At 72.0% G+C, this 15,084-nt stretch carries 11 protein-coding genes; 6 read left to right on the top strand and 5 right to left on the bottom strand.

Features of this window, described 5'->3' with window-relative positions; translation table 11 throughout:
* Positions 1 to 63 precede the first annotated feature (63 nt).
* Together ACEZDE_RS28900 and ACEZDE_RS28905 are read right to left on the bottom strand one after the other, a co-directional pair.
* On the bottom strand, positions 64 to 1,635 hold the full coding sequence (locus ACEZDE_RS28900) for a PucR family transcriptional regulator (RefSeq protein ID WP_380542236.1): 1,572 nt from the start codon (positions 1,633 to 1,635) through the stop codon (positions 64 to 66).
* Positions 1,636 to 1,775: 140 nt separating this feature from the next.
* The gene (locus ACEZDE_RS28905) at positions 1,776 to 3,800 is read right to left on the bottom strand and encodes a M3 family metallopeptidase (protein ID WP_380542242.1); all 2,025 of its coding nucleotides are present in this window, start codon (positions 3,798 to 3,800) and stop codon (positions 1,776 to 1,778) included.
* 253 nt (positions 3,801 to 4,053) lie between these two features.
* On the opposite strand from ACEZDE_RS28905, the gene ACEZDE_RS28910 reads away from it, so the two are divergent.
* The 6 genes from ACEZDE_RS28910 (at position 4,054) to ACEZDE_RS28935 (ending at position 11,859) form a co-directional block, all read left to right on the top strand.
* A complete protein-coding gene (locus ACEZDE_RS28910; RefSeq protein WP_380542245.1) occupies positions 4,054 to 4,959 on the top strand; it encodes an FAD binding domain-containing protein in 906 nt (301 codons plus the stop codon).
* On the top strand, positions 4,956 to 5,444 hold the full coding sequence (locus ACEZDE_RS28915; RefSeq protein ID WP_380542248.1) for a (2Fe-2S)-binding protein: 489 nt from the start codon (positions 4,956 to 4,958) through the stop codon (positions 5,442 to 5,444). Before ACEZDE_RS28910 ends, ACEZDE_RS28915 begins: the two co-directional genes overlap by 4 nt.
* Before the next feature lie 11 nt (positions 5,445 to 5,455).
* Positions 5,456 to 7,849 (top strand): xanthine dehydrogenase subunit D, encoded by a 2,394-nt coding sequence (pucD, locus tag ACEZDE_RS28920; RefSeq protein WP_380542358.1) that lies wholly within the window; start codon positions 5,456 to 5,458, stop codon positions 7,847 to 7,849.
* 263 nt (positions 7,850 to 8,112) lie between these two features.
* Positions 8,113 to 9,615, top strand: coding sequence for an NCS2 family permease (locus ACEZDE_RS28925; protein ID WP_380542251.1), 1,503 nt, complete (start codon positions 8,113 to 8,115; stop codon positions 9,613 to 9,615).
* Positions 9,616 to 9,671: 56 nt separating this feature from the next.
* A complete protein-coding gene (locus tag ACEZDE_RS28930) occupies positions 9,672 to 10,841 on the top strand; it encodes an XdhC family protein (RefSeq protein WP_380542253.1) in 1,170 nt (389 codons plus the stop codon).
* A 76-nt stretch (positions 10,842 to 10,917) separates the two neighbouring features.
* The gene (locus tag ACEZDE_RS28935; protein WP_380542256.1) at positions 10,918 to 11,859 is read left to right on the top strand and encodes a TIGR01777 family oxidoreductase; all 942 of its coding nucleotides are present in this window, start codon (positions 10,918 to 10,920) and stop codon (positions 11,857 to 11,859) included.
* A gap of 103 nt (positions 11,860 to 11,962) precedes the next feature.
* On the opposite strand, the gene ACEZDE_RS28940 is transcribed toward ACEZDE_RS28935, so the two are convergent.
* The 3 genes from ACEZDE_RS28940 to soxR all read right to left on the bottom strand — a co-directional run bounded on the left by ACEZDE_RS28940 (position 11,963) and on the right by soxR (position 15,072).
* A complete protein-coding gene (locus ACEZDE_RS28940; protein WP_380542259.1) occupies positions 11,963 to 13,405 on the bottom strand; it encodes a DUF6879 family protein in 1,443 nt (480 codons plus the stop codon).
* Positions 13,406 to 13,798: 393 nt separating this feature from the next.
* Entirely contained in the window at positions 13,799 to 14,149 is a 351-nt protein-coding gene (locus ACEZDE_RS28945) for a hypothetical protein (RefSeq protein WP_380542262.1), read from the bottom strand.
* 362 nt (positions 14,150 to 14,511) lie between these two features.
* Positions 14,512 to 15,072, bottom strand: coding sequence for a redox-sensitive transcriptional activator SoxR (soxR, locus tag ACEZDE_RS28950; RefSeq protein WP_380542265.1), 561 nt, complete (start codon positions 15,070 to 15,072; stop codon positions 14,512 to 14,514).
* Positions 15,073 to 15,084 lie beyond the last annotated feature (12 nt).

Consider the following 15,084-nt stretch of genomic DNA (forward strand, 5'->3'; position numbering starts at 1 on the left):
GCCCAGTCTGCGCTGACGGGCGGTCAGCCGCCGGTCAGCCGCGGCCGGGCGGGTGAGCGCCCGTCAGGAGAGCTCCAGAGCCAGGTAGAAGTCCACCCGGTCCTCCAGCCGGCCCAGGTCCCGCCCGGTCAGCTCCTCGATCCGGCCGATCCGGTAGCGCAGCGTGTTGACGTGCACGTGCAGCGCGGCGGCGCAGCGGGTCCAGGAGCCGTCGTAGCGCAGGAACGCCTCCAGCGTGCGGACCAGGTCGGCCTGGTGTTCGAGGTCGTACTCGACCACCTTGTCCAGCAGCCGGCTGCGGAACGCCCGCCGCACCTCGTCCGGCACCGCGGCCAGCAGCAGCACGTGCGAGGCCAGCTCCTCCGGGCCGCTGACGCAGATCCGGCCGACCCGCGACGCGGCGATCCTGCGGGCGTGCCTGGCCTCCTCCAGCGCCCCGCGCAGGCCCCCGGCCGAGGCGGCGGGCGCGCTGGCGCCCAGGGTCAGCCGTCCCTCCGCGCCGAGCCCGGCCCCCAGCGGGCCGAGCAGCGCCCGCAGCCGGTCGGCCATCGCCGTGCCGTCGGCGGCCTCCGGCACCAGCAGCACCGCGCCGCTGCCGCCGCCGCCGATCAGCGAGCGGTCGTCGGCGCCGGTCAGCGCCTCGACCAGGGCCTCGCGGACGGCCCCGTCCGGCAGCCCGACACCCTCGGCCGAGACCACCACCCAGGACTCGGGGCTGCCGGTGCCCTCGGGCCGGGTCATCGCCAGCGAGGCCTCCAGCGCCCGGCGCAGCTCCTCCGGCGGGGCGTCCCGCTGCAGCAGGGTGATCACCTCGTCGGCGAGCCTGCTGCGCAGCCTGCGGCTCTCGTCCCGGCGCTCGCGCTCGGCGGCGGCCAGCCGGGCCAGGTTCTCGGCCAGCTGCTGCCGCTTCGGGGTCCACTCGGTGACGTCGCCCTCGACCGCCAGCAGCCACTGCGCCAGCAGGCCGGTGCCCTCGCCCGCGACCGGCAGCACCGAGAACTCGCGCGCGCCCACCCGGGCCCGGACCGAGGGGCCGGAACGGCGGCGCTGGCCGTCCAGGTGCGCCCGGACCAGTTCCTCCCGTTCGCCCGGATTGAGCCGGTCGGGTGGTCCGGCGACCACCCGGCCGCTGGGGGTGAGCACCCAGCAGTCGAGGTCCAGGTCGCCGCCGAGCAGTTCCAGGACGGCGTCCAGACCGGCCCCGCCGCTGGCCGAGACCAGCGCCCGGTGCCGGTCCACCAGCGCCGACAGGTCGGCCGCCCGGTCGGCCGAGACCTGCCGCACCACGTACTCGGTGAGCTGCGCGAACGCCACGTCCTCGGGCACCGCGAAGAGCGGCATCCGGTGCCGCTCGCAGGCCTCGACCAGGTCCTCGGGGACCGGCCCGACCTCGGCCTCGCCCGCCGCCAGGCCGACCGCCCCGGCCGCGGCGAGGCCGCGGACGAAGCGCTCGGAGTCGGCCTCGCCGGTGCGCCAGAGCATCCCGGTGAGCACCAGTTCGCCGCCCTGGAGGTAGCGGCCGGGGTCGTGCAGGTCGGTGGTCACCACCCCGGAGACCACCCGGTCCAGCTCCCCCCGGCCCGCGAGCAGGCGCAGCCGGGGTGCGGCTGGCGCTAGCAGTGCTCCGATCCGCACGTGCGGTACCTCCGGGACGACCGAGTGTGGCAGGGGTGTTGCCGCACGTTACCCGAACAATCCCCGCGCGCCGCAACCCGAACGGGCCGCGGCGGCGGGGAGTCGGCGCGGAGCACCCCCGCCCGGGGCCGCCCGGCCGGCTACGCCTGCGCCGCCAGCCCCCGGCGCGCCAGCAGCGGCGAGATCTCCGGCGCCCGCCCGCGGAACGCCGCGAACGCCGCCATCGCGTCCGTGCTGCCGCCCTTGGCCAGCAGCTCCCTGCGGAAGATCTCGCCGCTCTCCCGGATCGTCCGGCCGTTCTCCTTGAACCACTCCACCGTGTCCGCGTCCAGCACCTCGGACCAGATGTAGCCGTAGTACCCGGCCGCGTAGCCGCCCGCGAAGACGTGCCCGAAGTACCCGGTCCGGTACCGCGGCGGGATCTCGTCCAGGGCGACCCCGTACCGCTCCAGCGCCGCCGCCTCGAACGCCTCGGCGTCGCCGGGCTCGGCCCCGGCCGGGAGGGTGTGCCAGGCCCAGTCGAGCAGCGTCGCGGCCAGGTACTCGACCGTGCGGAAGCCCTCGCCGAAGGTCTCGGCGGCCTTCATCCGGGCGACCAGCTCGGCCGGCATCGGCTCCCCGGTGACGTGGTGCCGCGCGTAGTTGCCGAGGACCAGCGGCCAGTCCGCCCACATCTCGTTGACCTGCGAGGGGTACTCGACGAAGTCCCGCGGCACCTCGGTCCCAGCCAGCATCGGGTAGCGGACGTCGGAGAACAGCCCGTGCAGCGCGTGGCCGAACTCGTGGAACAGGGTGGTGGTCTCGTCCCAGGTCAGCAGCACCGGGTCGCCGGCCGGGGGCTTGGCGATGTTGAGGTTGTTGACGACCACCGGGAGCTGGCCGAGCAGGTGCGACTGCGACACCAGTTCGTTCATCCAGGCGCCGCCGCGCTTGGACTCGCGGGCGTGGTAGTCGCCGACGAACAGCCCGATCGCGGCGCCGTCGGCGTCGGTGACCTCGAACACCCGGGCGTCGGGGTGGTAGGCGACCAGGTCCGGGCGCTCGGTGAAGCCGACCCCGTAGACCTGGCCCGCGGCGAAGAACGCGCCGTCCCGCAGCACCGACTCCAGCTCCAGGTAGGGGCGCATGACCGAGCCGTCGAAGTCGAAGCGGGCCCGGCGCACCTTCTCGGACCAGAACTGCCAGTCGGCGGCCTCGATCCGGTCCACCCCGGCCTCGGCGGCCAGCGCCTCGGCCTCCCGGCGGGCGTTGGCAACGGCCGGTCCGACCAGGCGTCCGAGCATCTCCTCGACCGCGGCGGTGCTGCCCGCGGTCTGGTCGGCGACCTCGTAGGCGGCATGGCTGGCGAAGCCCAGCAGCGCGGCCCGCTCGGCCCGCAGCACCGCCATCCGGGCGGCGATCTCCCCGTTGGCCCCGCCGCGGGCGAGCGAGGCGGCCAGCAGCCGTCGGCGGACCGTCGGATCGTCCAAGGAGGCCAGCTCGGACTGGTTGGAGAAGTTCTTCAGGCTGATCACGTGCTTGCCGTCGTGGCCCAGCGCCCTGCCGTTCTCGGCGGCGGCGGCGACCGCGTCCGCGGACAGCCCGGCCAGCTCGGCGGCGTCGTCCAGGATCAGCGCGGCTGCCCTGGTGTCGGCGAAGACGTTCTGCTCGAAGGCGGTGGAGGCGGTCGCCAGCTCGGCGTTCAGCTCGCGCAGCCGGTCCTGCTCGGCCGCGCCGAGCCGGGCCCCGGAGCGGACGAAGCGGGCGTGGTAGCGGTCCAGCAGGCGCTCGGACTCCGCATCCAGGCGCAGTTCCGCGCGCTGCGCGTGCAGCGCGTCCACCCGGGCGAACAGGGCGGGGTCCAGGTGGACCGCGTCGCTGTGGGCGGCCAGCCGGGGGGTGACCGCGGCCTCGATCTCCTGGACGCCGGGGGTGGTGTCGGCGGCCGACTGGTTGAAGAAGACCAGCGACACCCGCCGCAGAACCGCGCCCGAGCGCTCCAGTGCCTCGATGGTGTTCTCGAAGGTCGGCGGTTCGGGGCTGCCCGCGATGGCGGCGACTTCGGCCAGCTGTTCACTCATACCGGCCTCGAAGGCGGGGAGGTAGTGCTCCTCGCGGATGTCGGTGAAAGGAGGCAGGTCGTAGGGCAGCGTGCTGGCGGTGAGAAAGGGGTTGCTCGTCGTCATCCGCCAGACACTACGCCGGGTGGTGGCGCGGCATCCCCCTAATTCCGGGGCGGGTCGGCCGGATGGCCGCCCGGTGAACGCAGAGCCGCCACTTGGAGAAACACACAGGCCTCGTGGCCGCTCCGCTCCGGGTCCTCATGCCATCAGTGACTGACGACACACACCCCGACGACGGTCTACTGCTCACAACCGATCGAACCCGGTGCACGACCGGTCGCACGTCACACCGCACGACTGACAAAGGAGTCACCGCATGGAGTTCCTGCGGCCCGCCACCTGGGACGAGGCACTCGCGGCAAAGGCCGAGAACCCGTCCGCACTGCCGATCTCCGGCGGTACCGACGTGATGGTCGAACTCAACTTCGACCGCCACCGCCCCTCCGCCATTCTCGACCTGAACCGCGTCACCGAGCTCACCACCTGGGAGGCCGGCAGCTACGAGGGCCAGGACGGCGAGGTCATCCGCCTCGGCGCCGCGGTCCCGTACGCACGGATCACCAAGGAGCTCTCGGGGCCGCTGCAGGGCCTGTCCATCGCGGGCAACACGGTCGGGTCGCCGCAGATCCGCAACCGCGGCAGCGTCGGCGGCAACCTCGGCGGCGCCTCGCCGGCCGGTGACGCCCACCCGGCCCTGCTCGCGGCCGGCCGCGACGTGTTCGTGGAGGCCGCCTCGGTCCGCGGCACCCGGCTGATCGCCATCGACGACTTCTACCTGGGCGTGAAGCGCAACAGCCTGGAGCCGGACGAGCTGATCCGCGCGATCCGGATCCCGGTCGCCTCGGGCCCGCAGCAGTTCTCGAAGATCGGCACCCGCAACGCGATGGTCATCGCGGTCTGCGCCTTCGGCTTCGCGCTGCACCCCAAGAACGGCACGGTCGGCACCGGCATCGGCTCGGCCGCGCCCACCCCGCGCCGCGCCGTCGAGGCCGAGCAGTTCCTCGCGGACGAGCTGGCCGACCGCGGCCTGTGGCAGAGCGGCGGCCTGATCGGCCCGGCCGCCACCCAGCGCTTCGGCGAGCTGGTCTCCGCCGCCGCATCCCCCATCGACGACGTGCGCGGCAGCGCGGCCTACCGCCGGCACGCGCTCGCGGTGATGGCCCGCAGGACCCTGACCTGGACCTGGAACGAGTACACGCAGTCCCTGAGGAGCGCAGCATGAGGGTGACCTTCAACGCCAACGGCCGCCCGGTCGAGGCGGACGACGTCTGGGAGGGCGAGAGCCTCCTCTACATGCTGCGCGAGCGCCTGGGCCTGCCCGGCTCCAAGAACGCCTGCGAGCAGGGCGAGTGCGGCTCCTGCACGGTCTACCTGGACGGCGCCCCGGTCTGCAGCTGCCTGGTCGCGGCCGGACAGGTGCAGGACCGCGAGGTCCGCACGGTCGAGGGCCTGGCCGACCCGGAGACCGGGCTCGACCCGGTGCAGCAGGCGTTCATCGACGCCGGGGCCGTCCAGTGCGGCTTCTGCACCCCGGGGCTGCTGGTGCAGACCCACGACCTGCTGGAGCGCGAGCCGCAGCCCAGCGACAACGACATCCGCGAGGCCCTGTCCGGCAACCTCTGCCGCTGCACCGGGTACGAGAAGATCATGGACGCGGTCCGGCTCGCCTCCGCCCGCACCTGTCACGCCACGGAGGTGTCCCAGTGACGACCAAGACCATGCGCGGTGAGAAGAACCTGCAGGACATCACCACCGCGCACCCGGACGGCATCGGCGGCTCGCCGCTGCGCCCGGACGGCACGCTGAAGGTCAAGGGCGAGTTCGCCTACTCCTCCGACCTGTGGCACGAGGACATGCTCTGGGGCATGGCGCTGCGCTCGCCGCACGCCCACGCGCGGATCCTCTCGGTCGACATCTCCGAGGCGCTCACCCAGCCCGGCGTCTACGCGGTGCTCACCCACGAGGACATCCCCGGCAGCAAGTTCTACGGCCTGGAGATCCAGGACCAGCCGGCCCTGGCCATCGACAAGGTCCGCTACCACGGCGAGGCCGTGGCCGTCGTCGCCGCGGACCACCCGGAGACCGCCCGCAGGGCCCTCGCCAAGATCAAGGTCGAGTACGAGGTACTCCCGCCGATCACCACCGAGGAGCAGTGCCTCGACCCGGAGACCCACGGCTACGTCCACTCCCCCGAGGAGTACAAGGGCCACGCCTCCGGCAACATCGTGCACCAGCAGAAGGTGGTCTCCGGACTCGGCGTGAACGACGACGTCCGGGCCCTGGCCGACGTGGTCGTGGTCGGCGAGTACGAGGTCGGCATGCAGGACCAGGCCTTCCTCGGCCCGGAGTCCGGCCTCGCCGTCCCGGCCGAGGACGGCGGCATCGACCTCTACGTCGCCACCCAGTGGCTGCACGTGGACCGGCAGCAGGTCGCCCCGGTGCTCGGACTGCCCGAGAACAAGCTGCGGCTCACCCTGGCCGGGGTCGGCGGCGCGTTCGGCGGTCGCGAGGACCTGTCGATGCAGATCCACGCCTGCCTGCTGGCGCAGCGCACCGGAAAGCCCGTCAAGATCGTGTACTCCCGCGAGGAGTCCTTCTTCGGGCACGTCCACCGCCACCCGGCGAAGATGCGCTACGAGCACGGCGCGACCCGGGACGGCAAGCTGGTCTACATGGACGCCCGGATCGTCCTGGACGGCGGCGCGTACGCCTCGGCCTCCCCCGCCGTGGTCGGCAACGCCTCCTCGCTGAGCGTCGGCCCGTACGAGATCCCCAACGTCAACGTCCTCGCCGTCGCGCTCTACAGCAACAACCCGTCCTGCGGCGCGATGCGCGGCTTCGGCGCGGTGCAGGCCTGCTTCGCCTACGAGACCCAGTTGGACAAGCTGGCCGCGAAGCTGGGCATGGACCCGGTGGAGCTGCGCCAGCTGAACGCGGTCTCGCAGGGCTCGTCCCTGCCGACCGGCCAGGTGATCGACGCCCCGGCGCCGGTGGCCGAGCTGCTGCAGAAGGTCAAGGACCTCCCGCTGCCGCCGGTCCTCGACACGACCCACCCGTCGCCCGCCGCCACCCTTGACCGAGGCGCTACGCGCCGCCCCCCCGGTTTGGACATCCGAGACCTGCCCGGCGCGCTGTCGAACACCTCGCACGGCGAGGGCATCGTCCGCGGCGTCGGCTACGCGGTCGGCCTGAAGAACGTGGGCTTCTCCGAGGGCTTCGACGACTACTCCACCGCCCGGGTCCGGCTCGAGGTCATCGGCGGCGAGCCGGTCGCCATGGTGCACACCGCGATGGCCGAGGTCGGCCAGGGCGGCGTCACCGTGCACGGGCAGATCGCCCGGACCGAGCTGGGCGTCGAGCGGGTCACCATCCACCCGGCGAACACCGAGGTCGGCTCGGCCGGCTCCACCTCCGCCTCCCGGCAGACCTACATGACCGGCGGCGCGGTGAAGCTGGCCGCCGAGGCGGTCCGCAACGAGCTGTTCAACCTGGGGCGCTCGCGCTACGGCTGGACCTACAACGACCTCTCGCTGATCGGCGGCAAGGTGGTCTCGGCCTCGGCCGGGGTGCTGATCTCCATGGTCGACCTGCTCGGCGACAGCGCCATCGACCTGACCCGGGAGCACCACCACCGTCCCACCGTCCCCTTCGACAAGGAGACCGGGCAGGGCTTCGGCCACGTCCAGTACACCTTCTGCGCGCACCGCGCAGTGGTCGACGTGGACGTGGAGCTGGGCCTGGTCAAGGTGGTCGAGCTGGCCGCCTGCCAGGACGTCGGCAAGGCGCTGAACCCGCTGTCGGTGATCGGCCAGATCCAGGGCGGATCGACGCAGGGGCTCGGGCTCGCGGTGATGGAGGAGATCATCACCCGGGACGGCAAGGTCAGGAACCCCTCCTTCACCGACTACCTGATCCCCACCATCCTGGACACCCCGCCGCAGCCGGTGGAGATCCTGGAACTGGCCGACCCCAACGCCCCGTACGGGCTGCGCGGCGTCGGCGAGGCGCCGACCCTCTCCTCCACCCCGGCCATCGTCTCGGCCATCCGCGCCGCGACCGGCCTGGCGCTGAACCGGGTCCCGGTCCGTCCCGAGCACATCACCGGGACCTGACGGTACGTCACCAGACTTCCCCGGGGCGGCGTCCTGTCTTCCCCACCGCCCCGGGGACGCACCAAAGATAGAAGCTCCAAGGATTGAAGCAGTGCCATGCACGACCGGATCAGCACGACGTTCCGTACACCGCCCTCGCCGGGGCCGTACGGAGCGACCAGCACGTCAGCGAGCCGAACCGTCCCCTGCACTCCCTACCTGACGGGTTTCAGGACGGCCGCGAGCCCCACCCCAACCCCCTTTGAACCTTGGGAGTGGAACCCGTGACCCAGATCCCCACGGAATCCAGATACACCGGCGACGGCGAGTCCACCGAGACCGAGCCGTACGCGACGCCCGCCGCACCCCCCACCCCGAAGAACGCGCTGGACGCGTACTTCAGGATCAGCGCCCGTGGCTCGTCCATCGGCAACGAGATCCGCGGCGGCCTCACCACCTTCATGGCGATGGCCTACATCCTGCTGCTGAACCCGATCATCCTGTCGGTCGGGGACGTCAACGGGCACCATCTGAACGCGGGCCAGGTCACCACCGCCACGGCCCTCGCCGCCGCGGTGACCACCATCCTGCTCGGCGTCGTCGGCAACGCGCCGCTCGCCGCCGCGGCCGGACTGAGCGTGTCCAACACGCTGGCCGCGGTCATGGCGCCACATGTCACCTGGCCACAGGCCATGGGACTCTGCGTCATCTATGGACTTCTGATCGTCATCATGGTCGTCAGCGGCCTCCGCGAGATGGTCATGAACGGCATCCCGCTGGCGCTGAAGCACGCCATCACCATCGGCATCGGCCTGTTCATCGCGCTGATCGGGCTGGTCAACGCCGGCTTCGTGACCCGGGTGCCGGACGCCAACCACTCGGACACCCCGGTGCAGCTCGGCTCCATCGGCAGCCTGGCCGGCTGGCCGGTGCTGATCTTCAGCATCACCCTGCTGTCGATCTTCGTACTGCAGGTCCGCAAGGTCCGCGGCGCGATCCTGATCGGGATCGCCTTCGGCACCGTGATCTCGCTGATCGTCCAGGCCGCGCTGAACCTGCCCGCCTCCGAGTGGGGCCTGTCGGTGCCCAAGTGGCCCGGCAACCCGGTCGCCGCGCCGAACTTCGGCCTCTTCGGCCACGTCGACCTGTTCGGCGCGTTCGGCAGCAACGGGATGGGCGCGCTGGGCGCCGGCTTCGCGGTCTTCGCCCTGGTCCTGGCCGGGTTCTTCGACGCCATGGCGACCATCATCGGCATCGGCACCGAGGCCGGCCTGGCCGACAAGCAGGGCCGGATGCCGGGCCTGTCCAAGGCGCTGTTCATCGACGGCGCGGGCGGCATGATCGGCGGTGTGGCCGGCGCGTCCGGGCAGACCGTCTTCATCGAGTCGGCGACCGGCGTCGGCGACGGCGCGCGCACCGGCTTCTCCAGCGTGATCACCGGCGCGGTCTTCGCCTTCATGCTGTTCTTCACCCCGCTCGCGGGCATGGTACCGGGCCAGGTGGCAGCCGCCGCCCTGGTCGTCATCGGCTCGATGATGCTCTCGCAGGCCCGGCACATCGACTGGGCCGACCGCGAGGTCGCCATCCCCGCGTTCCTCACCATCGCGCTGATGCCGTTCACCTACTCCATCACCGCGGGTGTCGGCGCCGGCGTCATCTCCTACGTCGTCATCAAGGCCGGCGCGGGCAAATGGCGCGAACCGGGCATATTGATGTGGGCGCTCAGCATCGTGTTCGTGGTGTTCTTCGCCCTGCACCCGCTCAAGGACTGGCTGGGCATCCACTAGTCCCCCCCCTTCCCCTCTCCTCCACCCACCCCCTCTGACGCACGAAGGAGCCACCCATGCAGGACATCGCCGAGCAGCTCAACGCCTGGCACTCCGCGGGGCGCTCCTTCGCCGTGGCCAGCGTGGTGTCCGTCTCCGGGAGCGCCCCGCGCGACCCGGGGGCGGCGCTGGCCGTGGACGCGGACGGTGAGGCCGTGGGCAGTGTGTCCGGGGGGTGTGTGGAGGGGGCGGTGTACGAGCTGTGCCAGGAGGTGCTGGCCAGTGGCGTGCCGGTGTTGCACCGGTTCGGGTTCAGTGACGAGGACGCGTTCGCGGTCGGGTTGACCTGCGGCGGTGTCATCGACGTCTACGTCCAGCGGGTGGTTCCGGGGGCCTGCGACGGGATGGACGCCGCCCTGGCGTTCATCCGTTCGGGCTCCCCGGTCGCCCTGGTCCGCGTCATCGCGGGGCCCGCCGACCTGATGGGCGGCGGTGCGCTGGCGGTGACGGCGGACACGTACCACGGGACGTTGCGTCGTCCGGTGTTGGAGGCGGCGGCGGTGCTGCAGGCGCGGGCGATGCTGGACGCGGGGCGTACCGGGCAGTTCGCGTTGACCGCGGACGGGCGGCCCTGTGATCCGTCGGCCGAGGGCGGGATGGTGACATTCTTCGTGGAGGCGCAGGTGCCGGCGCCGCGGATGATCGTGTTCGGGGCGATCGACTTCGCGGCGGCGGTGGCCCGGATCGGGTCCTTCCTGGGTTACCACGTCACGGTCTGCGACGCCCGCCCGGTCTTCGCCACAAAGCGCCGCTTCCCCTCCGCGGACCAGGTCGTGGTCGACTGGCCGCACCGCTACCTCGACACCGAGGCCGCCGCCGGGCGGATCGACGGGCGGACCGCGCTGTGCGTGCTGACCCACGACGCCAAGTTCGACATCCCGCTGCTGGAACGCGCCCTGCGGATGCCGCTGGCCTTCGTCGGCGCGATGGGCTCACGCCGCACCCACCAACAACGCCTGGACCAACTCCGCGACGCCGGACTGACCGAGGTCGAACTCGCCCGCCTGCGCTCACCCATCGGCCTGGACCTCGGCGCCCGCACCCCCGAGGAGACCGCCGTCGCCGTCGCCGCCGAGATCACCGCCCACCGCCGCGGCGGCACCTGCCTCCCCCTCAGCGCCCACAACGGACCCATCCACCACGACCACCCGCTGCACGCAGACGCCGTCCCGCGCCGCATCGCCTGACCGGGCCGCCGTTCCGATACTTTTGAACATGTTCAACTTCTTGGGTTAAGCTCTCCCCGAAACGAGGGAGAGCACGATGAAGGCAGTCATACCCGGGGGCACCGGTCAGGTCGGCAGCATCCTCCACCGCGCGCTGACCGCGGCAGGCCATGACGTCGTGGTGCTGACCCGGCAGCCGTCCCGACCGCACGAGATCGCCTGGGACGGCCGGACGCTCGGCCCCTGGGCCGAGGCGGTCGACGGCAGCGACGTCGTGATCAACCTGGCCGGACGCAGCGTGAGCTGCCGCTACACCCCGGACAATCTGCGGGCGATGATGGACTCCCGGGTGGAGTCCGCTCGCGTCGTCGGCGAGGCGATCGCCGCCGCCGCGCGACCGCCCCAGGTCTGGCTGCAGATGAGCACCGCCACCGTCTACGCCCACCGCTTCGACGCGGCCAACGACGAGGCCGACGGCGTCATCGGCGGCGCCGAACCCGGCGTCCCCGACTACTGGGCCTACAGCGTGCAGATCGCCCAGGCCTGGGAGCAGGCGCAGCAACAGGCCACAACCCCGGACACCCGGAAGGTCGCGCTGCGCAGCGCCATGGTGATGAGCCCGGACCGCGGCGGTGTCCTCGACGTGCTGCTCCGACTGGCCCGGCTCGGCCTCGGCGGGCCGGTCGCGGGCGGCGAGCAGTACATCTCCTGGATCCACGACGTGGACTTCGTCCGCGCGGTCGACTTCCTGATCGACCGGGAGGACCTGGCCGGACCGGTGAACCTGGCCGCGCCCGAGCCGCTGCCGCAGCGGGAGTTCATGCGCACCCTGCGGGACGCCCGGGGCATCCCGGTCGGACTGGCCGCGACCCGGTGGATGGCCGAGCTGGGCGCGTTCGCGCTGCGCTCGGACACCGAACTGCTGCTCAAGAGCCGCCGCGTCGTCCCTGGGCGACTGCTGGACGCGGGCTTCCGCTTCGACCACCCCGACTGGCCGGACGCGGCGGCAGACCTGACCCGCCGCGTCCGCCTCCGGTGACCGGTGACGACCATCCGGACCTGGGCGCCGGTCGGCGCGGATGTGTCGAGGCAGCGTGTACGGCAGCGCCCGCTCGCTGGGGCCACTGCTGCAAGGACTGCTCCTACTGGCAGGGCGGGGCGAGGACGGCGATCTCACGCGCGAAGTAGTCGGCCAGCGGTTCGCCGGAGGCGTGCAGCCGCTGGATCAGTGCCCGGACCCCGGCGACCAGCGTCGGATCCGTGAACCGCCGCGCCCCGTCCGGCAGGCCGTCACCGGTGTAGAGCACCTCGTACACCGCGTCCGCGCCCAGCACCACCAGTTCGGGCAGCGGTCCTTGCTGCTCCAGCCCGGCGACGTCCGCGGCCGGGACCACCCGCACGTCCTCCCCGCACTGGTCCTTGGCCCGGAGCACGTGCAGTTCCCACTGCAGATAAGGGGTCACCGGACGTTCCACCACGCGGACCCGGTGATGACTGAACCCGGCCGCGAAGATGCGGTCCAAGTGCTTGGTGTAGTCCTGGCGCTGACGCTCGATCAGATCCAGTGACCTGACCCAGTCGCCGTCGCGCAGGAGCTCCCAGCTCTCCACACCGGGCTCCTGGAAACTCTGCCCGCGCTCCAGTTTCCAGAAGCCCTCGCTGCCGATACTCCAGAACCGCTCGTCGAAGTCGGCAACGTAATCGGCGAAGTCCAGGCGTCGGCCTTCGGCATTGTCGAGGATTCCCAGCATGTGCTTCCGCCTACTTCCACTTGTCAGCTGATGACCTGGCGCGCCACCGGGTGACCACCCACAGGCCGTGGACCGTGCCCAGCACGGCGAGTACCACCGCTCCGTCCGCGACCTGCCAACCGTCACGGCCGGTCCGGAGCTGCCGAAGGGCCCCATGAACAGGCTGATGTCGACCGGGAGCGTGAAGGCCGCCATGACGCCCAGGCACACGCCGCAGCCGAGCACCAGGACGGCGCTGTAGAGCCGGACCGCACGCCGCTCGCCTGCGGGCAGCCCGAGGCTCGGATCGGGGACCGCCACGGCGTCGCCCTGCGGCCGGGGCGGCAGAGCCTGCCCGGCGGCACTACGCCCAACCCGCCGCACGGTCCGCAGCGCTGCTCCGGCCAGGTAACGGGCGTATGCACGACCGTCACCGTAGAGGTCGCGGCAACGGGTCAGGTCCTGCAGGACGAAATACACGTCCGTACGTAGGAACACCATGAGTTCGAAGGTCAGCGGCAACAGCGACCAGAGCACCAGGATGGAAAGCAGCCGCCGGGTGAGTGAGTGATCACCCACCGGCCCGGCCGCCAGCAGCAGCACCGCCACGGCGGCCGTGGCCAGGTTGAACCCCATACCCGCGAGGTATGCGGTGAGCCGCTGCCGCCGGGGGGCGAACTCGATCCCGCTGATGTCGGTCTGCAGGACCAGGAACTGCAGCCTGGTCCCGAAGCGGATCCGGCCCGGCACACCGACCGCACGTGCCACCGCGAGGTGCGCGCACTCGTGCAGCAGGAGCAGTTCCCAGACCCAGCCGTCGGGGTCCTCGATCTCCGCGCCGATGCCGTGCACCACGCTGCCGATCCGTACGTTCCCCCTCAGTGGTTCGGTAGGGCCGGTGCTCCGGTTTCACCCGCAGGCGAGCGCTCACCCCGATCGTCCCCGTCGCCCGTTCTGCTCCCGACTTGCCGTTACATCCCGTCACTGAAACACCACTTGACATTCTCATCACTGGCGTGACCCTTGGCAAGGTCAGGTCAAGAGCCGTCCTTCGAAGGAGTTGCCATGGCAGCGCAGATCAAGATCCGACCGCTGGGGAAGAAGGAAACAACCGGCCACAGCCAGGGCGACAGCAACTAACCGCAGGCGCACAGGGGCGGGATCCGAATTCCCCGGACCCCGCCACTGTCGCCTTTGGAGTCAAGGTCTGAGGCAGGCGGCGGGCCCGGCCCGTCGGCGGGTGCCGGGCTATCTGCAGTTCCCCCAGGCCTTGGCGATGGCGGTCGGGATCGCGCCGACGCAGCCGGGGGTCGCCGGGAAGGTGTCGCTGCTGACGTACCGCCAGCCGGCGCCGCCGGTGCGTTCGAAGAACTTGCGGGCGGATCCCTCGTCCTGCATCGCCACCCGCTCCTGCTCGCTCGCACCGGGGGTGGGGGTGAACTGGGTCAGGGCGTACTCGGTCCCGTCGCAGACACCGTAGTAGAACGTGCCGGGGAGAGTCTCGATGCGCGTGAGGTAGGGGAACCTGGCCTGGTAAGCGGCGGTGACAACGGCCTTGGCCGCGGCGGTCGCCGGCAGGTTCCGGCAGCCGGAGGGCACAGCCGCGGACGCCGACGGCCCGGTCGTCGGCTGAGCGCCGGGGCCGGAGCTCGCGGCGCTCGAAGACGAGGGGGCGGACGTCGCCGGAGCAGCGGCAGACGTGGAGGTGGAGGCGGAGGTGGCCGCAGGCCCAGGCGCTCCTGCCGAGGACGCGGCCGAGGACGCGGACCCGGACGGCGCTCCGGCCGCGGACGTCCCGCCGCCCCCGCCATGGCAACCGCCGACGAACAGCACCGCCGAAAGCGCGACGGCCGCTGTGGCCGCAGTACGCACGGAATGGTTCACGTCTTCCCCTGATCCGGTCGGCCACGTCGGCCCCCGACGACGGCTGGTGAGTACTCACTCACCAGCACCGACGCGCGCTACCCGTCCGCGGTTCGCCGCTTCGCCCCGGAGTTCTTCGCCCCGGAGTTCTTCGCCCCGGAGTTCTTCGCCCCGGAGTTCTTCGGTTCGGACTTCTTCGGCGATTCGGGCGGTGTGTCGCCGAGCAGATAGCGCGCCCCCGCGCCGCGCTCGGCCGCGGTGTCGTCCGGGTTGTACAGCGCGCAGGTCCGCAGCGAGAGGCAGCCGCAGCCGATACACCCACCCAACTTCCGCCGCAGCAACTGCAGTTCGGCGATCTGAAGGTCAATACGGCGCTGCCAGGCCCGCGCCACCGGCGCCCACTCGGTGGCCGTCGGCGCATGGTCGCGGGGCAGCCCGGCCAGCGCCTTGCCGACCTCCTCCAGCGACAGCCCCACCCGCTGCGCGGCGCGTACGAACGCGACCCGGCGCAGCATGGAGCGCGGGTAGCGGCGCTGGCCGCCCGCCGTGCGCTCGGCGGTGATCAGCCCGAGTTCCTCGTAGTAGCGCAGCGCCGAAGCCGCGATCCCGCCGCGCGCAGCGAGTTCTCCGATCGTCAGATGCTCTCCGAGAGCCGTCATTTCCCTCCCCCC

Source organism: Streptacidiphilus cavernicola, assembly GCF_042510955.1.
In the GTDB taxonomy this organism is placed as follows: Bacteria; Actinomycetota; Actinomycetes; order Streptomycetales; family Streptomycetaceae; genus Streptacidiphilus; species Streptacidiphilus cavernicola.